Genomic DNA, 20,526 nt, shown 5'->3' with positions numbered 1-20,526 from the left:
CCCTGGGCTTCCTCTGGTTGAATTTTCGTGATTGTCGTTCTTGCTCTTGGCCTGCGGCGATGGCGACCGTGCAAGGCCGCTCACCACAACGAGTGGGCAGATGTGTGCAATGCACTGTCTTGCGTCCAGGCGCTGGCCCTGGGAAGCCGGCCGGGCCGACCGGGCGCGCCGCAGGTGATTTTGCCAGCCAGCCACTCCACGCAAGTTGATACGGACGTTTCCGGCGCATCTTCCGAAGCGCACGAAGCAGGATCCTCCCGGCACCGCCATGACGAAAAGCCCGTTCTACACGGCCGAGCACGAGGCCTTCCGCGACGTCATCAAGCGCTTCGTCGACAAGGAGATCGCGCCGTTCGCGAGCGCGTGGGACGAGGCCGGCGAATTTCCGCGCGCGCTGTATCTGAAGGCGGCGGAGATCGGCCTGCTTGGGCTCGGCTTCCCGGAGGAATTCGGCGGCGTGCCGGCCGACCAGTTCATGAAGATCGTATCGTCGCAGGAATTGGCGCGTGCGGGGGCCGGCGGCATCAGTGCCAGCCTGATGAGCCATACGATCGGCGCGCCGCCGATCGCGCGCGCCGCGCAGCCGCAGGTGAGGGCGCGCGTGCTGCCGGAGATTCTTGCGGGGCGCAAGATCTCGGCGCTGGCGATCACCGAGCCGAGCGGTGGCTCTGACGTTGCCAATCTCAGGACCAGGGCCGTCCGCGACGGCGATCATTATGTCGTCAGCGGCGAGAAGACATTCATCACCTCCGGGATGCGGGCCGACTACATCACCGTCGCGGTGCGCACCGGCGGACCGGGGCCGGCGGGCGTCAGTCTGCTGCTCGTGCCCGGCGACACGCCGGGGCTGACGCGCACCAGGCTCGACAAGATGGGCTGGTGGGCGTCGGACACGGCGACCCTGCATTTCGACGGCTGCCGCGTGCCGGTCGAGAACCTGATCGGAGAGGAAGGGCAGGGCTTCAAGCTGATCATGCACAATTTCAACAGCGAGCGGATGGGCATGGCGGCGAGCTGCACGGCCTACGCCCGTGTCTGCCTCGACGATGCGATCGCCTACGCCCGGGAGCGCCACACCTTCGGCAAGCCGCTCGCCCAGCACCAGGTCATCCGCCACAAGCTGGTCGACATGGCGCAGCGCGTGGCGGCGTCGCAGGCGATGCTGGAAATGCTGGCGTGGCGGCTCGAACAGGGCGACAATCCGGTCGCCGAGATCTGCATGATGAAGAACCAGGCGACGCAGACGATGGCCTACTGCGCCTCGGAAGCCGTGCAGATCTTTGGCGGCGCCGGTTTCATGCGGGGTGTCCGCGTGGAACGGATCTATCGCGAGGTCAAGGTCAACGCCATCGGCGGCGGCACGGAGGAGATCATGAAGGATCTGGCCAGCCGGCAGATGGGATTGTGAGTCGCGGCCTCTCCAAGCCCGTCATTCCAGGTTCAAGGCCTGCGGCCTTGCCCCGGACTGACGATCGTGAAGCAGTTAGATAAGACATAGCGAGATTCCGGGGTCGGCCGCTGCGCGACCGCTCGGAATGACAGGGAATGAAACATGCTCTTCACCGCCGACCACGACGAACCGCGCCGCATCCTGCAGAAGTTCATCGCCGCCGAGATCAATCCTCACGTCGACGCATGGGAGGAGGCCGGCATCTTCCCCGCGCATGAGCTGTTCAAGAAGCTCGGCGACCTCGGCTTTCTCGGCCTCAACAAGCCGATCGAGTTCGGCGGCCAGGGGCTGGACTATTCCTACGCGCTGATGATGGCGGAAGAGCTCGGCGCCATCAATTGCGGCGCGATCCCGATGGCGATCGGCGTGCAGACCGACATGGCGACCCCGGCGCTGGCGCGGTTCGGCTCCGACGAGGTGCGCAAGGAGTTCCTGGCGCCCGCCATCTCAGGCGACTACGTCGCCTGCATCGGCGTGTCCGAGCCCGGTGCCGGCTCCGACGTCGCCTCGATCAAGACCCAGGCGCGCTCCGATGGCGACGACTACGTCATCAATGGCGGCAAGATGTGGATCACCAATGGTACCCAGGCCGATTTCATCTGCCTGCTCGCCAACACCAGCGACGGACCTGTCCATCGCAACAAGTCGCTGATCTGCGTGCCGATGAAGAGCAAGGGCGTGCAGGTCGCGCGCAAGCTCGACAAGATGGGCATGCGCTCGTCCGACACCGCGCAGATCTTCTTCGACAATGTCCGGGTGCCCAAGCGCAACCGCGTCGGCGAGGAGGGGCAGGGTTTTACCTATCAGATGATGCAGTTCCAGGAGGAGCGACTGTGGGCCGGCGCCGCCTGCCTGAAGGCGCATGAGTCCATCATCAACGCGACCATCGAGTACACGCGCAACCGCAAGGCCTTCGGCCGCTCGATCCTCGACAACCAAGTCGTCCACTTCAAGCTCGCGGAGATGCAGACCGAGGTCGAACTGCTGCGCGCGCTGACCTATCAGGCCGCGGAGGCGATGATCGCCGGCGAGGACGTGACGCGGCTCGCAACCATGGTGAAGCTCAAGACCGGCCGGCTCGGCCGCGAGCTCACCGACGCCTGCCTGCAATATTGGGGCGGCATGGGCTTCATGAACGAGACCCCGGTCAGCCGCGCCTATCGCGATTCGCGCCTGAGCTCGATCGGCGGCGGCGCCGACGAGGTCATGTTGACCATCCTGTGCAAGATGATGGGGACTTTGCCCGGCACCGGCAAAGCGGGGAACGCCTGATGATCACGCTGTATCATTGCGACGGCGCCCGGTCGTTTCGCCCGTTGTGGATGCTAGAAGAGCTTCGACTTAACTACGAGTTGAAGATGCTGCCGTTCCCGCCACGGGTGCTGGCGAAGGAATATCTGGCGATCAATCCGCTGGGCACGATCCCGCTTCTGATCGACGGCGAGACGAAGATGACGGAGTCCTCCGGCATCTGTCACTATCTCGGCATCAAGCACGGCCCGACGCCGCTGATGGTCGGACCTGAGGAGGCGGCCTACGGTGCGTTCCTCAACTGGATGTATTTCTCCGACGCGACGCTGACGTTCCCGCAGACGCTGGTATTGCGATACACTCAGCTCGAGCCGGAAGAGCGGCGTTCGCCGCAAGTCGCCGCCGACTACGCCAAATGGTTCCTGGGCCGGCTGCGCGCGGTGGAGGCAGCGACCGCGAATGCCGAGTTCTTGTGCGCCGGTCGTTTCACCGCGGCCGACATCGTGATCGGCTATGCGTTGCGGCTCGCCGACACGCTCGGCCTTTCCAAGGAGTTCGGGCCGAATGTGGCGGCCTATTGGGCGCGCCTGCAGCAGCGCGATGGCTACCAGAGGGCGCGCGCCGCCGAGCAGCGTGCAGGCGTGGAGCAGGGCATCAAGCCGCGTGTCAGGCCGTGAGTTGCGCACGTCATTCGGGCGTCCCGGATGACGGATGCATCCTTGAGCACTGGGTTAACCGCGACAAAAATCGGCAGTCATCGCCGATGACAGCGACGCGAATTGCGCTATGGTTCTCTTCCAAAGAAGCGGCCGACAGAGCCGCGCCTCAGGAGGAAGACCATGGATGTGAAGACCATGGACGTGACGCGCCGGGACTCCGGCCATCTCATGCTGATCACGCCCGAGCGCGTCTTCTACGCCGGGCTGCTCGGCCGTCCGCGCCAGCGCTGCTCGGGCGCGTGCCATATCTACGTCGCGCTCACCGGCAGCCTGCGGCTGATTCCCGATGGCGGCGAGGAGCGTTGCGGCGAGCTGCTGGTCGTGCCGCCCAACAGGCAGCACACGATCGAGAGTGATTATCGCACCGTCATCGTCGTGACGATCGAGCCGGAGAGCGTGCCGATCGGCGCCTTGGACCGCTTCGCGAGCAAGGTCACCCGCGAGGCGGAGGCCTATGCCTGCCGCATCCGCGCCGCCTATGAGGAGCTGGTGCAGCGGCCGCTGAGCGGCGACGTCACCAGCGCCGTGTTCGACCGGCTGTGCTTCGGCGAGGTGCTGCCGCAGCGGACGCTCGATCCCCGCGTGGTCAAGGCGATCGGCCTGATCAGCCGCTTCTCCGGCGAGCCGGCGACCGCCGAGAGCTGCGCCGCCGCCGTCGGGCTCTCGACGTCGCGCTTCCTGCATCTGTTCAAGGAGGAGACCGACATCTCCTTCCGCTCGTTCCGCGCCTGGAAGCGCGCGCGGCATCTGCTCAACTACGCCAACCAGGACCTCAACCTGGCGCATCTCGCGCAGGACATCGGCTATCCCGATTCCACGCATTTCAGCCACTCGATCCGCCGCTTCTACGGGCTGAAGCCGCGCGCGATCTTCTCCGGCTCGCGCGATCTCGCGATCTACCGCGCCGGCGAGGCGGCCTTGACCACCTGATCCGGCTTGTCCGCGCGCCGCGACAGGGCGGCGCGCAGCGGAAACTTCGACAGTTCGAGCATGATCAGCGTCGTGATCGCGGCGGCTGCAGTCAGCGCGAGATCGTCGGCGTGCAGCGGTCCGAACCGGAACAGCGCCGCAGCGGCAGGCAGCGTCAGACTTGTCGCGAGCACGGCGACGACGAAGCCGATCACCAGCAGCAGCATGCGGTTCGGCCGCAGCAGCGCCTCGCGCAGCGAGCTCGAGAACGAGCGGTTGACGAAGATCAGGCTGACGATCACCGACACCAGGCTGAAGAACACCAGCGCGCGGAGCTCGTCGTCCGGCATGCCATTGCGGTGTGCAAGCAGCAGTACGCCACCCGTGGCGAGCATCGCCAGGATGCCCTGCAACGCCCCCCACAGCACCAGCGGCCGCGGCAGCAGGGGCTCCTGCGGATCGCGCGGCGGCCGCCGCATGATGTCGTTCTCCTCGGTCTCGGCCTCGAACACCAGCGAGCAGACGGGATCGATGATCATCTCGAGAAAGGCGATGTGCACGGGTCCGAGCAGCAGCGGCAGGCCCGTGACGAGCGGCAGCAGCGCCAGCCCGGCGATGGGGAAGTGCACGGCGAGGATGAAGCTCATCGCCTTGCGCAGATTGTCGTAGATGCGCCGGCCGAGCCGGATCGCCTTGACGATCGAGCCGAAATCATCGTCGAGCAGCACGATCGCCGAGGCCTCGCGCGCCACGTCGGTGCCGCGGCCGCCCATCGCGATGCCGATATGCGCGGCCTTGAGCGACGGCGCGTCGTTGACGCCGTCGCCGGTCATCGCGACGATCTCGCCACAGGCCTTGAGCGCGGTGACGATGCGCAGCTTCTGCTCCGGCATGATGCGCGCGAACGCCGTCGGCGTGCGCGCCGCGAGCGCCAGGGCGTCGTCGTCGAGATCGACAAGCTCGGGGCCCGCGATGACGCGCTCGGGATCGATCCCGGCCTGCCGCGCAATGGCGGTGGCCGTCGCGGGATAGTCGCCGGTGATCATGATGACGCGGACGCCGGCGGAGCGGCACTCGGCGACGGCATCCTTCACCTCCGGACGCAGCGGGTCGGCGAAGCCGACGAGACCGCGGAATGAGAACGCGAAGTCCTGCTGCGTGTCGGGCAGCGCCTCGCCGCTCCAGCTCGCCTCGGCGACGCCGAGCACGCGCAGGCCCTCGGCGGCGAGCGTCTCGACGCGCGCCTGCAGCGCCGCCAGCGCGCCGCCGTCGACGCCGCACAGCTTCGCGATCGCTTCCGGAGCACCCTTGGCCGCCGCGACACCGGCGCCGTCGCGCGACCAGACGTTGGTCATCGCCAGCAGGTCGGGGCGCAAACCGTAGCGCCGCTGCAACGTGGCGCCCGCGGTGGCGTCGGCGCCGAGCGCGTGCAGCGCCTTCTCCATCGGATCATGCGACTGCGGGTCGCAGGCGAGCACGGCGGTGGCGACGAGATCGCGGAACGGCGGTGCGATGGCTTCCGGCGTCGCCGTCGCAGGCTGCAGCACGCCGCCGTCCGGCAGCACCAGCCGGGCCACCATCATGCGGTTTTGCGTCAGGGTGCCGGTCTTGTCGGAGCACAGCACGGTGGCGGCGCCGAGCGATTCGATTGCCGAGGCGCGCCGCGTCAGCACCCGCGCCTGCGAGATGCGCCAGGCGCCCATCGCCAGAAACACCGTCAGCACCACCGGGAATTCCTCAGGGAGCATCGACATGCCCAGCGCGATGCCGGCGAGGATTCCCTCCAGCCAGCCGCCGCGGTACATCGCATAGAGCACGACCGTGATCGCAACCACGATGGCGCCGCCGATCGCGAACGCCACCACCAGGCGCCGGGTCTGCTGCCGCAGCCGCGGCGTCTCGGTCTCGAGCGCGGTCACCGACTGGCCGATCCTGCCGATCGCCGTGTGCGGCCCTGTCGCCATCACCTCGGCGATGCCGCCGCCGCGCGCCACCAGGCTGCCGGAGAAGACGAAGGGCTGGTCGTCGCCGCCGGCCACGGTTGCCGCGTCCATCGCTTCGCCGGCGGCCGGCCGCTTGCGCACCGGCACGGATTCGCCCGTCAACAGCGATTCATCCGTGAGCAGATCGTCGCAGTCGCGCAGCACCGCATCGGCTGCGACGCGATCGCCCTCCGAGAGCACGATGAGATCGCCGCGCACCACCTCGCGGCCGGCGATGCGGATGCGCTCGCCGTCGCGGATCACCAGGGCGCGCGGACTGGACAGGTCGCGCAGCGATTCCAGCACGCGCTCGGTCCGCGCCTCCTGCACGATGGTGATGAAGACGGAAGCCGAGGCGAACACGCCGAGCAGGATCGCCTCCGCCGTGTCGCCCAGCGCGAGATAGATGCCGGCGCCGCCCAGCAGCAGGAGCAGCATCGGTTCCTTCAGAACGTCGGCGACGAGGCGGAGGATCGAGCGCGAGCCTGCTTGCGGCAGCTCGTTGAAGCCCTCCGTCTGCAGCCGGCGCACGGCTTCCGCCGCGCTCAAGCCATTGGGAAACATCGGCGCAGGTTGTGGGTCGGTCGACATTGCACGCCCGTGAGGAGGAGAAGCAGGAACCGCTTAGCGCCGTTTCCGGCCGCGGACTTGACGCAAAGCAATATCCGGTTGCGCTGCATGTCACCAGCGAGTCAACGCAAGCAGATCCCGGCGTGCGACCGTCATATACGGACCCTGTCAGCACAGCGCCGCCTGCGCGCAGCCCATCGAACGAGTGCCATGAGCGACAAAGCCGTCATCACCTGCGCGCTGAACGGCGTGCTCACCGATCCCAGGCAGCATCACGTGCCGGTCACGCCCGAGGAGATGGCGCGCGAGGCGCGGCGCGCCTATGACGCGGGTGCGGCGATTATGCACATCCATCTGCGCCAGCAGGCCGCTGGCAAGGGGCATCTGCCGTCCTGGGACGTCGACGTCTCCCGCGAGATCCAGCAGGCGATCCGCGAGGCCTGCCCCGGCGTGATCATCAATCACACCTCGGGCGTGTCGGGACCGGACTATCAAGGCGCGCTCGACTGCATCCGGCAGACCCGGCCGGAGATCGCGGCCTGCAATGCCGGCTCGCTGAACTACCTCAAGGTCAAGGCCGACAACACCTGGGCCTGGCCGCCGATGATGTTCGACAATTCGGTCGAGAAGATCCAGGACTATCTCGCCGCGATGAAGGACGCGCACACGATCCCGGAATTCGAATGCTTCGATGTCGGCATCGTGCGCTGTGTCGGGATGTATCGCCAGACCGGCATGTATGACGGCCCGCTCGAATACAACTTCGTGATGGGCGTCGCGTCGGGCATGCCGGCTGATCCCGAGTTGCTGCCGATCCTGCTCAAGCTGAAGCTCGCCGAGGCGCATTGGCAGGTCACCGCGATCGGCCGCGCCGAGATCTGGCCGCTGCACCAACGTTGCGCCGAGCTCGGCGGCCATCTCCGCACCGGACTGGAGGACACGTTCTATCTCGCCGACGGCACCAAGGTGACCTCGAACGGCCAATTGATCGAGGCGATCGCCGCCTGCGCAAGGCGGGCGGGCCGCGAGATCGCAAGCCCCGCCGAAGCGCGGCAGATGTTCGGCACCGTCAACTGATGCGAAGTGCTCCGTCATTGCGAGCGCAGCGAAGCAATCCAGAGTCGTGGGCGGGGCCCTGGATTGCTTCGTCGCTGCGCTCCTCGCAATGACGCCGATGGGGAGGAGTAAATCAATGACCAATCTTGAGACCACCGGCGGCGTGCCCGGTCCGGGCCGGATCGGCCGGGTTGCGATCGGCGATCTCCTGAAGCGCGCGGCGCGGCGCTTCCCGGATCGGGTTGCGATCACCGATGGCGGCCGCCAAGTGACGTTCACCGAGCTCGAGCGCGATGCCAACCGGTTCGCGAACCATCTCCTCGCCAAGGGGCTGAAGCCGGGCGAGACAATCTCGACCGTCTGCAACAATTCGATCGAGTTCGTCAAAGCGCTGTTCGGCATCCATCGCGCCGGCCTGGTCTGGGTGCCGATCAACACGATGCTCGGGCCCGCCGACATGGACTACATCCTCGGCCACGCCGAGGTCCGCTTCGCGCTCATCGACGACAATCTGTTTGCACAGCCGGAGCGACGGGCGGCGCTGGAACAGCGCGGCGTCGAGCTGATCGCCGTCGATCTCACCGGGACGGCGAGGACCGCGGGGCTTGCCAGCTTCAACGACCTCATCCAGGGGCATTCGGACGTCGAGCCCGAGATCGAGATCAACGACCGCGATCTCGCGATGATCATCTACACGTCGGGCACGACGTCGCGGCCGAAGGGCGCGATGCATTGTCACCTCGCCGTGGTCATGGCCGTGATGAGCAACTGCATCGAGATGCAGCTCTCGCGTGACGACGGCATCACCGGGCAGTTCCCGCTGTTCCACTGTGCCGGCCACGTGCTGCTGCTCAGCTATCTCTCGGTCGGCGGCCGCATGGCGCTGATGCGCGGCTTCGACCCGGTGGCCTGCATGGAGGCGATCGTGCGCGATCGGCTGACCGTGTTCGTCGGTCTGCCGTTGATGTACCAGGCTATCCTCGATCATCCGCGGCGCAAGGAGTTCGACCTCTCGCATCTGCGCACCTGCCTCTACACCATGGCGCCGATGGGCCGGCCGCTGCTCGAGCGCGCGATCAAGGAGCTGTGTCCGAACTTCGCGCTGACCAGCGGTCAGACCGAGATGTATCCCGCGACGACGATGTCGCGGCCCGAGGTCCAGCTCAACCGCTTCGGCAACTACTGGGGCGAGTCGCTGTTCGTCAACGAGACCGCGATCATGGACGATGCCGGCAATCTGCTGCCGCCGGGCGAGATCGGCGAGCTGGTGCATCGCGGCCCCAACGTGATGTTGGGCTATTACAAGGATCCGAAGTCGACCGAGGACGCCCGCAAGTTCGGCTGGCACCACACCGGCGATCTCGCGGTCATCGACAACGGCGAGGTGCTGTTCCTCGACCGCAAGAAGGACATGATCAAGTCCGGCGGCGAGAACGTCGCCTCGGTCAAGATCGAGGAGACCCTGCTGGCGCATCCGGCGGTGCAGAATGCCGCCGTCGTCGGCCTGCCGCATCCGCAATGGGGCGAGGCGGTGTCGGCCTTCGTCAAGCTCAAGCCCGGCGCGCAGGCCAGTGAGACCGAGCTGCTCGAGCACTGCCGCAAGTCGCTCGGCGGCTTCCAGGTGCCGAAGCTGGTGCGGGTGCTCGAGGAGATGCCGATGACGGCCACCGGCAAGCTGCGCAAGGTCGAGCTGCGCCAGGCCTATGGCGAGCATTTCGCGGCGAAGAGCGCGTGAGCCGTCTACTCGACTTCCTCCGTCATTGCGGGATGACCCGAAGGGCCAGGCCCGGAATCCATACTCCCCATCGTGGCGATGGATTCCGGGCTCGCGCTCCGCGCGCCCCGGAATGACGCCAAATGAGAGAACCCGTCCGTGGCCGTGATCGACAACACCATCTCTCCGTCCGGCGCCGCCTTCCAGGCCAACCGTGACGGCATGCTCGGCCTGATCGCGCGGATGCGCGATCTCGAGGCGCGCGCGCGCAATGCCTCCGCGGCGGCCAAGGAGCGCTTCCATCAGCGCGGCCAGTTGCTGCCGCGCGAGCGCGTCGCCCTGGTGCTCGACCCTGGCGCGCCGTTCCTCGAGCTGTCGACGCTTGCCGGCTACATGTTCGATACGCCGGACCCGGCCAAGAGCGTGCCGGGTGGTGGCGTCATTGCGGGTATCGGCTTCGTCGCCGGCGTGCGCTGCATGGTCTCGGCCAACGACGCCGGCATCGATGCCGGCGCGCTGCAGCCTTACGGCCTCGACAAGACCTTGCGCGTGCAGGAGCTGGCGCTGGAGAACAAGCTGCCCTACGTGCAGCTCGTCGAGAGCGCCGGCGCCAACCTGCTGCGCTACCGCGTCGAGGATTTCGTCCGCGGCGGCAACATCTTTCGCAACCTGGCGCGACTCTCGGCGGCCGGCCTGCCGGTGGTCACCGTGACGCATGGTTCGTCGACCGCGGGCGGTGCCTATCAGACCGGATTGTCCGACTACATCGTTATGGTGCGCGGCCGCACCCGCGCCTTCCTCGCCGGACCGCCGCTGCTGAAGGCCGCGACCGGGGAGATCGCCACCGAGGAGGAGCTCGGCGGCGCCGAGATGCACACCTCGATCTCCGGGCTCGGCGACTATCTCGCCGAGGACGATCGCGACGCGCTGCGCATCGCGCGCGAGATCATGGGCAAGCTCAACTGGGACCGGCCATCGCAGGAGCCATCGCCGGTCAAGCCGCCGCGCTACGATCAGGAGGAGCTGCTCGGCATCATGCCGCTCGACCACAAGCGTCCCGTTGACATGCGCCAGGTCATTGCGCGCATCGTCGACGACAGTGACTTCGTCGAAATGGCTCCGAACTACGGACCGGCCACGGTGTGCGGCCATGCCCGCGTCGAGGGCCAGGCGATCGGCATCGTCACCAACAACGGCCCGCTCGATCCGGCGGGCGCCAACAAGGCGACGCACTTCATCCAGTCCTGTTGCCAGACCCGAACGCCGATCCTCTATCTCAACAACACCACAGGCTACATGGTCGGCCGCGCCTATGAGGAGGCCGGCATGATCAAGCACGGCTCCAAGATGATCCAGGCGGTGACCTCGGCGACCGTGCCGCAGATCACGCTCTATTGCGGCGCCTCGTTCGGCGCCGGCAATTACGGCATGTGTGGCCGTGGGTTCCACCCGCGCTTCTGCTTCTCCTGGCCCAACGCCAAGACCGCCGTGATGGGTGGTGAGCAGGCGGCGGAGACGATGGCGATCGTGACCGAAGCGGCCGCGGCCCGCCGCGGCAAGCCGGTGGAGCGCGAGAAGCTCGACGCCATGAAGGCGCAGATCATCGGCGTGTTCGACAGCCAGATGGACGTATTTGCGACCTCGGCGCGCGTGCTCGACGACGGCGTGATCGATCCGCGCGACACCCGCGCGGTGCTGTCGGAGGTGCTGGCGATCTGCCGCGAGGCGGAGGCGCGACGGCCGCAGCGCATGCAATTCTCGGTGTCCAGGCCATGAGCGGAGAGATGACGGGAATGCAACGCAGGCCGTTCCACAAGGTGCTGATCGCCAACCGCGGCGAGATCGGCTTGCGGATCATGCGCACCGCGCGCCGGCTCGGCTACGGCGTGGTCGCAGTCTATTCCGATGCTGATCATGGTGCGCCGCATGTCCGGCTCGCCGATCAGGCGGTCCGCATCGGCGCGCCACCGCCGGCGCAATCCTATCTGAACATTGCCGCGATCATTGCTGCGGCCAAGGCGAGCGGGGCCGATGCCGTGCATCCCGGCTACGGCTTTCTCGCCGAGAACGAAGGATTCGCGCAGGCCTGCGAGGAGGCGGGGCTGGTCTTCATCGGACCATCGCCGGTGGCGATCGCGGCGATGGGCAACAAGGCCGGCGCCAAGGACATCATGCACCGCGCCGGGGTCCCCTGCGTGCCCGGCTATCAGGGCGAGGACCAGGGCGACGAGGCGATGCTGCGCGAAGCGCGCCGCATCGGCTTTCCCGTGATGATCAAGGCCGTGGCCGGTGGAGGTGGCCGCGGCATGCGGCTGGTGACGGATGCGGACGCCTTTCCCGACCTGCTGCGCAGCGCACGCTCGGAAGCCGCGACGGCGTTCGGCGACGGCACCGTCATCCTCGAGAAGGCGATCGCCAATCCGCGCCACATCGAGATCCAGGTGTTCGGCGATTCGTTCGGCAATGCCGTCCATCTCGGCGAGCGCGACTGCTCGGTACAGCGGCGGCATCAGAAGCTGATCGAGGAGGCGCCGTCGCCGGCGGTCGGGCCGGAGCTGCGCGCGCGCATGGGCGCGGTGGCGGTGCAGGCGGTGAAGGCGCTGGGCTATGAGGGAGTGGGTACGCTGGAATTCCTGCTCGACGGCGACGGGCAGTTCTACTTCATGGAGATGAACACGCGGCTGCAGGTCGAGCATCCCGTGACAGAGGCCTTGACGGGACTCGATCTCGTCGAATGGCAATTGCGCGTCGCCGCCGGCGAGCCGCTGCCGTTACGCCAGGAGCAGATCAGCTTCTCGGGTCATGCGATCGAGGTGCGACTATGCTCCGAGGATGCGGCGCACGACTTCATGCCGCAGTCCGGGCGGATGGCGCTGTGGCAGATGCCCGAGACGATCCGGGTCGAGCATGCGCTGGAGTCCGGCGCGGAGATCCCGCCCCATTACGATTCGATGATCGCCAAGCTGATCAGCCATGCTGCGACTCGTGAGGAGGCGCGCGCAAGGCTGATCGCCGGATTGGAGCAGGCCGTTGCCTTGGGCGTCCCGACCAACCGGGCCTTCCTGATGTCCTGCCTGCGGCATCCGGCCTTCGCCGCGGGCAAGGCGACCACCGCATTCATCGCGGCGCATCGCGACGAGCTGCGTGCGCCGGCCGCCGAAGCGGCAGACCTCGCGCTGGGCGCGCTGCTGCTCTCCGTCAGCCATCCGCTCGCGCATCCCGTCCGCCGCGGCCGCTCGCTCGCGGCTGCCTTCGCGACGCCGCTCCGGTTCGAGATCGCCGGCGAGGTGGCCGAGTGCGAGCTGCTGCGCGAGCGTGACGGAATCTATCGCGTGACACGTGGCGATGCAGAGCATCGTTTCGACATCGTATCGCTCACGGATGATACGATCCGCGTTCGTCACGCCGAGACCGTCGAGAGCGTGCGCTTCGTCCGCGACAACGATCGGCTGTTCGTCCAGCATCGCGGCCAGACGCTGGCGCTGCGCGACGTGACGTTGGCCAGGCCGCAATCCTCAGCGGCTGGCGGCGGTGATGGCAGGGTTCGCGCGGCGTTGAATGGTCGTGTGGTCGCGGTGCTGGTGAAGCCGGGCGACAGCGTGGCTGTGGGACAGCCGGTGGTGACGCTCGAGGCGATGAAGATGGAGCACGTCCACACCGCCGGCATCGCCGGAACGGTGACCGCGATCGAGGTTGCCGAGGGCGACCAGGTGACGACGGGCCGGATCGTGGCGGAGATTGCGGCCTGATCGTCGGGCAGGGGAGTGAGCTACGGGAAGATCTGCGACGAAGGCAATCATTGCTTGTCGCAGCGCGTGTGTGCCGACATCTTACGGCTGGCTCGGTGCACCTCTCCCCGCCCGCGGCAAGCGGGGAGAGGCCGGATTGCATCGTCAGATGCAATCCGGGTGAGGGGGGTACAGGTCTATCCACGTATACTTCTCGTGCGGCTGCCCCTCACCCCACCCCTCTCCCCGTAAGAACGGGGCGAGGGAGCCTACCGTCCGTGCCGAAATGGCTCGCTTCTCGTCTCTGCGCGTGTCTCGTCTCCAGCTGTTTGCAAACGAATTCGTCGCAAAGAGGAAAGTACGCGAACCAGCGGGATTTTAGCTCGGTCGCTTGCGACTCTCACTCGTGCAATTGCCGCCTCAGCGCGGCGACCAGCCGTGACGTCTGGAACGGCTTCGACAGCAGCGGTGCCGTAGCGAATTCCTCCGGGCATTGATCGACGGAATAGCCGGTGACGGCGACGAAGGGCACGCCGGCCGCCGCCAAGGCGCGCGCGATCGGCGCCGATGTTTCCTGCCCGAGATTGACGTCGAGCACGGCAAGATCGCAATGATTCCGCTCTAGCAGATGGAGGGCTTTGTGCACGGTCGGCGCCACGCCGACCACCGTGAATCCGGCGGCTTCCAGCTCGACCGCGAGGTCGAAGCCGATCATGGGATCGTCCTCGACGATCAGGAGATGAGTCTTCTCACTGGCGCGCATGATGACGGTCGCGGCAGAGGCGTTGCAGGGGGCACCTCAGGTGCCAGCGCAGTCCGGCCGGCAGGAACTCGACCTCGACCGTTCCATCCAGGCCGGCGCGCACCAGGTCGGAAATCACCCGGCTGCCGAAACCGGTGTGCTCCGGCGGCGCGACCTCAGGCCCGCCGCTCTCGACCCAGGTCATGTCGAAGCTGTCATCGATGCGCAGCCAGCGGATCGCGATCCGTCCGTCGTCGTTCGACAGCGCACCATATTTGGCGGCGTTGGTGGCGAGCTCGTGAACCGCCATGCCGATCGACTGCGCGGCCTCCGGCGTCAGCTCGATCGATGGTCCGTCGATCGCGATGCGGTTGCCGATCAGGTCGTTGAATGCGCCGAGCTGCGAGCGGACGAGGCCGTCGAGCGGAATGAAACGCCAATCGTTCTGAATCAGGAGATCCTGATTGCTCGCGATCGCCTGCAGGCGCTCCAGAAAGCGGTTGAGGTCGAGCTGGCGGCCGTGACGGGTCATCTGCCGGGCGATCGCCTGCACCAGCGACAGCAGGTTCTTGCTGCGGTGGTTCACCTCGGCCAGCAAGGTGCGCAACTGCTCCCTTGTCTGGCGCTTGTCGGTGATGTCACGCACGATCTTGGAGGCGCCGATGATGCGGCCGCTGGAATCCCGGACCGGCGAGACCGTCACCGATACGTCGATGAGTGCCCCATCCTTGCGCAGGCGGATGGTCTCGAAATTGTCGATGATCTCGCCGGACAGCACGGTGGCAAGGATCCGGTCCTCCTCGGCCTGGCGCTCCTGCGGGATGATCGTGCGGATCGAGTGGTTGATCATCTCGCCTTCCGAGAAGCCGAAGATGCGTTCGGCGCTCTTGTTCCAGCTGGTGATCGTGCCGTCCAGCGTCTTGCTGACGACGCCGTCCGAGGACGAGGCGACGATGGCCGCGAGCATCGCCGACGCACGCTCGGCCTTCTTCGACAGCGTGACGTCGCGGATGATTTTGGAGATGCCGACGATCACGCCGGTGCTGCTGCGGATCGGTGAAAACGTGATGGAAACCTCGATCGGGCGTCCCGGCTTGGTCAGCCGGACGGTCTCGAAGCTCTCGATCGCTTCGCCCGCGTTGACCCTGGCGCGCAAGGCGCTCGCTTCTTCCGCCAGCTCGGGGGGTGTGATCTCGGAGACGGATCTGCCGATCATCTCAGCCGCGGTGAACCCCAGCATCCGTTCGCTAGCCGCATTCCAGCTGCGGATGATGCCGTCTGCGGTGGTGCCGACAATGGCGTCGGCCGAGCACTCCACGATCGCCGCCAGATAGGCCGTATCGTCGTCGGTTACGCGTGGGGCGGGGGAGGCGCCGGGCATTCCGTGCACGTCGCAGGCTCCTTGCTAACAGGTCGACAGAGAAGACGCCGCGCACGGGATTACCAACTTGTTTGTGTACAAATGCAAGGGCTATCTCGATCGCTGCTTGTTGTTGGTTTTTCCGGCAACGAGGACAGGACGACTTGCCGCCAGCAGACCCCCCAGGGGCCGTGCGACGTGCTCCAGCTCACGACGGCGAACACCAAGAACGCAGGCTTGGGCGGTTTGTTCCAAGGGATCCTGTTAAATTGCCGCCGAACCGGCGCCAGGGTGCGCTTGCAGCCGGACGCCGCCGGCCGGGGGCTGCGGCTCAACCCATTGGCGAATGTGGCCTTAACTACTTCCTCAGGCTGAGAATGTAGCCTGCCAGGTCGGCCGCATCATTCGCACTGAGCGGATTGTTGGCCATCGTTGCGTGGGGAAGCAGGAGGAACTTGGTCAGCATCTCCTTCGTCACGTCGTCCCTGGCCGCGATGGCGACGAACGGCCGGGCGCGCCGGAACTTGGTCTGCTTGGTGGCCACCGCGTGGCAGGCGGCGCACCAGCGCTCGGCGAGCTGGCGGCCGTGGTCGAGATCCTCGGCGGCCGCCGGAGCGGAGAGCAGGACCAGCAGCAGCAGCGATGGTACGGAGGCACGTCGCACGCCCGGTTCTCCTCACAGCGGCTGGTCGTCGTCGGTCGACGGCTGGTCCTGCAGCGAGACGATGTCACCGCCGCCGAACTCGTCCTCTGGGGGCGGATAGACCCACATGTGGTCGCGCACGCTCCTGACGCCCTGGACGCTCTTGGCCGCCACGATCGCCGTGGCCCGCTCCTTCTCGTTGCGCACCGCCCCCGTGAGATGCGCGATGCCGTTGCGGACGACGACGTTGAAGCGGCAATGCTTGCAGGCGGCCTGGTCGAGTGAATCGAGGATGGCGCTGCGGATGCCGTCATCGTCGGGGGTGGGGCCCGGAACGGCAGTGGCGAGGTCGGCCACGGTTTGCAGGAAATCCGTATGTGTCACCACGCCGGCCAGCCGGTCGCCACTCATCACCGGGAGACGCTTGATGTTGCGCTTTTCCATGATCTCGGCGATCTCCGCCAGGCTGGCATCGGCGCTGACGGTGACCGGAGGCTGGCTCATGATGTCGCCGACCGTCCGGCCGTGGGAATGGACGAAGTCGGCGCCGATGCGACCGCGGCCGACCAGGAGGTCGAGCCAGCGGCCTTGCCTGCGCTCGGTGCCGAGCTCGGCGCGGCGCAGGAAATCACCGTCCGTCACCATGCCGACGAGCGTGCCGGACGCGTCGACCACCGGCAGCCCGCCGATGTGGTTGTGCAGCATGATCCGCGCTGCCTCGGCCACCGGGGTTCCGGGCGTCACCGCGATCACGGATCTGGTCATGATTTGATGAGCGCGCATGTCGTCGTCTCGTGCAATCGCTACGGTCGCAATCAATAGAGAATAGCTCCGCGGCATCGCGCGCGCTTGACCAGGATCAATCCGAGGTCGTGCCGCCCTACACGATCCTTGACGTCTTGTTGCCCCAATAGCGGTCGCGCAGCAGGCGCTTGTAGAGCTTGCCGGTCGGCAGCCGCGGCAGCTCCTTCTCGAAATCGATCGAGCGCGGCACCTTCTGCCGCGACAGCGACTGCCGGCAGAACGCGATCAGCTCCTCTTCCAGCTCAGGCCCGGGCATGATGCCCGACATCGGCTGGACCACCGCCTTCACCTCCTCGCCGAGATCTAGGTTGGGCACGCCGAACACGGCGGCATCGGCGACCTTCGGATGCGTGATCAGCAGGTTCTCGCATTCCTGCGGGTAGATGTTCACGCCGCCGGAGATGATCATGAAGGTGGCGCGGTCGGTGAGATAGAGATAGCCGTCGGCATCGACATAGCCGACGTCGCCCACGGTGCTCATGCTGCCGTCGGCCGAACGGGCCTCCTTGGTGCGCTCGGGGTCGTTGAAGTATTCGAACGGCGAGCCCGTCTTGAACCACACCGTGCCGGCGGTCCCGACCGGGCAAGGCTGCATGTTTTCGTCGAGGATGTGCAGGTCGCCGAACAGCACCTTGCCGACCGTGCCGCGATGCGCGAGCCATTCCGCGCTGTCGCAGGCGGTGAAGCCGAGGCCTTCGGTGGCGCCGTAATATTCGTGGATGATCGGCCCCCACCATCTGATCATGTCCTCCTTGACCTGTGCCGGGCAGGGCGCTGCGGCGTGGATTGCGACCTCGAGCGAGGAGAGGTCGTAGCGGGTACGAACGTCCTCCGGCAGCTTGAGCATGCGCGAGAACATCGTCGGCACCAATTGGGTGTGCGTGATGCCCCATTGCTCGACGAGCTGGAGATAACGCTCGGGATCGAACGTCTCCATGATGATGGCGGTGCCGCCGACGCGGATGGTGAGGTTGACCGCGGCCTGCGGCGCGGAGTGATAGAGCGGCGCCGGCGACAGGTAGATCATGCCCTCGCGGTAGCGCCACAGCCTTTCCAGGAAGTCGAAGATCGGAAGCTGCTGCACCGGCGGCTGCTCGGGCAGCGGCCGCAGGATGCCCTTCGGCCGGCCCGTGGTGCCGGAGGAGTACAGCATTGCGGTGCCGACGCATTCGTCGGCGATCGGCGTCGCCGGCAGGCCGGCTGTGGCCTCGGCGAGGCCGACGATCCCCTCGCTCTCGCCTGCGCCATCGGCGACGATGCACAGCTCGATGCCGGGCGCCTCCTCCAGCGCCTCGCGCGCGACGTCGAGCTTGGCGAGGGAGGTGATCAGGAGCCGCGACCGGCTGTTGTTGAGAATGTAGGCCAGCTCGCCAGGCGTGAGGTAGGAGTTCACGCAGGTGAAATACAGCCCGGAGCGCTCGCCGGCGCCGCACGCCTCCAGATAGCGGCTGTTGTTCTCCATGAAGATCGAATAGTGGTCGAGCCGCTTCAGGCCGCGTTGGCGGAACAGATGCGCCAGCCGGTTGCTGCGCGCCTCCAGCTCGCGATAGGTCACCGCCTCGCCGGTCGAGGCCATGATGAAGGCAGGCTGCAATGGGCGCAGCCGGGCGTGCTTGCCGGTGTACATGTGTCCTCCTGCCGATACGCGCAGCTCGCCGCGGCGCGCGGGCGGGAGGCGCCTGCCGCGGCACCTTGGCATGGCGACGCGATGCAGACGATGCTGCCTCACGCGTCCAGGCGGTTTCCTTCCCTGCGCACCATCCCGGCGGGACGGCTCGTTGTTTGGGCGCGAATGTAGCGGAGGAGCCCGCCTCTCTCAACATGGCTGTCAGCCGATTGACCGAGGCGGGAAGGGATGGGCGCGGCCGGGGTTCTGGCCTAACATGAGCGCGCATTCTAATGAATGACATCTCAAGACCAAGAAATGCGGGGAGAGACCATATGAAATCGGGTTTGCTGGCTATTGCAGCCGTCGGTGCGCTGCTGGCGTCGGCGCCGGCGTCGGCACAGGTCAAGATCGGCATCCTCAATGACCAGTCCGGCGTCTATGCCGACTACGGCGGCAAATATTCCGTCGAAGCGGCCAAGATGGCGATCGAGGATTTCGGCGGCGAGGTGCTGGGGCAGAAGGTCGAGCTGGTCACCGCCGACCACCAGAACAAGCCCGATCTCGCCTCCACGATCGCGCGGCGCTGGTACGACACCGAGGGTGTCGACATGATCACCGAGCTGACGACCTCCTCGGTCGCGCTGGCGATCCAGGAGCTGTCGAAGGAGAAGAAGAAGATCGACATCGTCGTCGGCGCCGCGACCTCGCGCATCACGGGCGATGCCTGCACGCCCTACGGCTTCCACTGGGCCTATGACACCCGCGCGCTCGCGGTCGGCACCGGCGGCGCGCTGGTCGAATCCGGCGGCGACACCTGGTTCTTCATGACCGCCGACTACGCCTTCGGCTATGCGCTCGAGAAGGACACCAGCGACATCGTGACGTCGAAGGGCGGCAAGGTGCTGGGCTCGGTGCGCATCCCGCTCAACTCGTCGGACTTCTCCTCCTTCCTGCTGCAGGCGCAGAGCTCGAAGGCCAAGATCATCGGGCTTGCCAATGCCGGCCTCGACACCACCAACTCGATCAAGCAGGCGGCCGAATTCGGCATCGTCAAGGGCGGGCAGAAGCTCGCCGGCCTGCTGATGACCCTGTCCGAGGTGCATGGCCTCGGGCTGGAGGCGGCGCAGGGCCTGATCCTCACCGAAGGCTTCTACTGGGATCGTGACGACAAGTCCCGCGCCTTCAGCGAGCGCTTCATGAAGCGCACCGGCCGGATGCCGAGCATGATCCACGCCGGCACCTATTCCGCGACCTTGTCCTATCTGAAGGCGGTGAAGGCCGCCGGAACCAAGGACTCCGACGCGGTGGCTGCGAAGCTGAAGGAGCTGCCGGTCGACGACGCCTTTGCTCAAGGCAAGGTGCTCGCCAACGGTCGCATGGTCCACGACATGTATCTGTTCGAGGTCAAGAAGCCGTCGGAATCGAAGAAGCCGTGGGACTACTACAAGCAGCTCGCCACGGTGCCCGGCGACAAGGCGTTCTTCACCGCCAAGGAGAGCGGCTGCCCGCTGACGAAGTGATCCTGCCACGCTAAAGGGGTCGTCCCGGCGAAAGCCGGGACGACGGAAGAGGGCGGAGCGGTCAGCCGTGCAGCATGCGCCAGAGAATGGCGATGAGCGCGCCGACCAGCAGCGCCGAGGCGGCGAGCGCCTGCACGCCGAAGCCGGGGCCCCGCTTCTCCGCGGCCTTGGCGTAGGACAACATGTACATCGCGCGGCCCGCGATCCAGACGAGGCCGATCAGGGCCGCGATCGTGTCGCTGACATAGATCGCGAACAGCCACAGCGCCGGCAGGAAGATCGGCAGCCATTCCAGCGTATTCACCTGCACGCGATAGGTGCGCTCGAAATCGAGATTGCCGGTGACGGCCGGCGCCTTCACGCCGAACCGGGCGCGCGCCTGCGCGACGCGGACCGCCATGTAGAAATACAGCATGAGCGCGAGCACGGTGACGAGTGCGGTGAAATGATACATGCGCGGTTCCCCCCT

The 20,526-nt window shown here is 66.7% G+C and carries 16 protein-coding genes; 9 read left to right on the top strand and 7 right to left on the bottom strand.

Features of this window, described 5'->3' with window-relative positions; translation table 11 throughout:
* Positions 1–268: 268 nt before the first annotated feature.
* The 4 genes from QW845_RS11430 to QW845_RS11415 all read left to right on the top strand — a co-directional run bounded on the left by QW845_RS11430 (position 269) and on the right by QW845_RS11415 (position 4,350).
* Positions 269–1,408, top strand: a complete 1,140-nt coding sequence (locus tag QW845_RS11430; protein WP_315801674.1) for an acyl-CoA dehydrogenase family protein — start codon at positions 269–271, stop codon at positions 1,406–1,408.
* 144 nt (positions 1,409–1,552) lie between these two features.
* A complete protein-coding gene (locus QW845_RS11425; protein WP_315801673.1) occupies positions 1,553–2,722 on the top strand; it encodes an acyl-CoA dehydrogenase family protein in 1,170 nt (389 codons plus the stop codon).
* Entirely contained in the window at positions 2,722–3,378 is a 657-nt protein-coding gene (locus QW845_RS11420) for a glutathione S-transferase family protein (protein WP_315801672.1), read from the top strand. The genes QW845_RS11425 and QW845_RS11420 overlap by 1 nt, the downstream gene beginning before the upstream one ends.
* 177 nt (positions 3,379–3,555) lie before the next feature.
* On the top strand, positions 3,556–4,350 hold the full coding sequence (locus tag QW845_RS11415) for a helix-turn-helix domain-containing protein (protein WP_315801776.1): 795 nt from the start codon (positions 3,556–3,558) through the stop codon (positions 4,348–4,350).
* On the opposite strand, the gene QW845_RS11410 is transcribed toward QW845_RS11415, so the two are convergent.
* Complete coding sequence (locus tag QW845_RS11410) at positions 4,317–6,902, bottom strand: cation-translocating P-type ATPase (RefSeq protein WP_315801671.1); 2,586 nt, start codon at positions 6,900–6,902, stop codon at positions 4,317–4,319. The genes QW845_RS11415 and QW845_RS11410 overlap by 34 nt on opposite strands.
* Before the next feature lie 189 nt (positions 6,903–7,091).
* Between QW845_RS11410 and QW845_RS11405 the strand changes: the two genes are divergently transcribed.
* The 4 genes from QW845_RS11405 (at position 7,092) to QW845_RS11390 (ending at position 13,400) form a co-directional block, all read left to right on the top strand.
* Positions 7,092–7,958: a 3-keto-5-aminohexanoate cleavage protein gene (locus tag QW845_RS11405; protein WP_315801670.1), complete on the top strand. Its 867-nt coding sequence runs from the start codon at positions 7,092–7,094 to the stop codon at positions 7,956–7,958.
* A gap of 115 nt (positions 7,959–8,073) precedes the next feature.
* Positions 8,074–9,672: an AMP-binding protein gene (locus QW845_RS11400; RefSeq protein WP_315801669.1), complete on the top strand. Its 1,599-nt coding sequence runs from the start codon at positions 8,074–8,076 to the stop codon at positions 9,670–9,672.
* Positions 9,673–9,810: 138 nt separating this feature from the next.
* Positions 9,811–11,427 carry an acyl-CoA carboxylase subunit beta gene (locus QW845_RS11395; protein ID WP_315801668.1) on the top strand — a complete coding sequence of 539 codons (1,617 nt, stop codon included), beginning with the start codon at positions 9,811–9,813 and terminating at the stop codon, positions 11,425–11,427.
* A 17-nt stretch (positions 11,428–11,444) separates the two neighbouring features.
* The gene (locus QW845_RS11390) at positions 11,445–13,400 is read left to right on the top strand and encodes an acetyl-CoA carboxylase biotin carboxylase subunit (protein ID WP_315801775.1); all 1,956 of its coding nucleotides are present in this window, start codon (positions 11,445–11,447) and stop codon (positions 13,398–13,400) included.
* A 379-nt stretch (positions 13,401–13,779) separates the two neighbouring features.
* Here QW845_RS11390 and QW845_RS11385 read toward each other — a convergent pair whose 3' ends face one another.
* The 5 genes from QW845_RS11385 to QW845_RS11365 all read right to left on the bottom strand — a co-directional run bounded on the left by QW845_RS11385 (position 13,780) and on the right by QW845_RS11365 (position 18,555).
* On the bottom strand, positions 13,780–14,142 hold the full coding sequence (locus QW845_RS11385) for a response regulator (RefSeq protein WP_315801667.1): 363 nt from the start codon (positions 14,140–14,142) through the stop codon (positions 13,780–13,782).
* Complete coding sequence (locus QW845_RS11380; protein WP_315801666.1) at positions 14,129–15,511, bottom strand: PAS domain S-box protein; 1,383 nt, start codon at positions 15,509–15,511, stop codon at positions 14,129–14,131. The genes QW845_RS11385 and QW845_RS11380 overlap by 14 nt, the downstream gene beginning before the upstream one ends.
* Positions 15,512–15,839: 328 nt before the next feature.
* The gene (locus tag QW845_RS11375) at positions 15,840–16,145 is read right to left on the bottom strand and encodes a cytochrome c (RefSeq protein ID WP_315801665.1); all 306 of its coding nucleotides are present in this window, start codon (positions 16,143–16,145) and stop codon (positions 15,840–15,842) included.
* 12 nt (positions 16,146–16,157) lie between these two features.
* On the bottom strand, positions 16,158–16,907 hold the full coding sequence (locus tag QW845_RS11370) for a CBS domain-containing protein (RefSeq protein ID WP_315801664.1): 750 nt from the start codon (positions 16,905–16,907) through the stop codon (positions 16,158–16,160).
* Between the two features lie 97 nt (positions 16,908–17,004).
* Positions 17,005–18,555: an AMP-binding protein gene (locus QW845_RS11365; RefSeq protein ID WP_315801663.1), complete on the bottom strand. Its 1,551-nt coding sequence runs from the start codon at positions 18,553–18,555 to the stop codon at positions 17,005–17,007.
* Positions 18,556–18,869: 314 nt separating this feature from the next.
* On the opposite strand from QW845_RS11365, the gene QW845_RS11360 reads away from it, so the two are divergent.
* Positions 18,870–20,057: an ABC transporter substrate-binding protein gene (locus QW845_RS11360; RefSeq protein ID WP_315801662.1), complete on the top strand. Its 1,188-nt coding sequence runs from the start codon at positions 18,870–18,872 to the stop codon at positions 20,055–20,057.
* A gap of 61 nt (positions 20,058–20,118) precedes the next feature.
* On the opposite strand, the gene QW845_RS11355 is transcribed toward QW845_RS11360, so the two are convergent.
* Positions 20,119–20,511, bottom strand: a complete 393-nt coding sequence (locus tag QW845_RS11355; RefSeq protein ID WP_315801661.1) for an MAPEG family protein — start codon at positions 20,509–20,511, stop codon at positions 20,119–20,121.
* Between the last annotated feature and the right edge of the window lie 15 nt (positions 20,512–20,526).

The organism is Bradyrhizobium sp. SZCCHNS3002 (assembly GCF_032377435.1).
In the GTDB taxonomy this organism is placed as follows: domain Bacteria; phylum Pseudomonadota; class Alphaproteobacteria; order Rhizobiales; family Xanthobacteraceae; genus Bradyrhizobium.
Note: the sequence above shows the minus strand (reverse complement) of the source record. Positions and strands in the feature narration are given on the sequence as shown.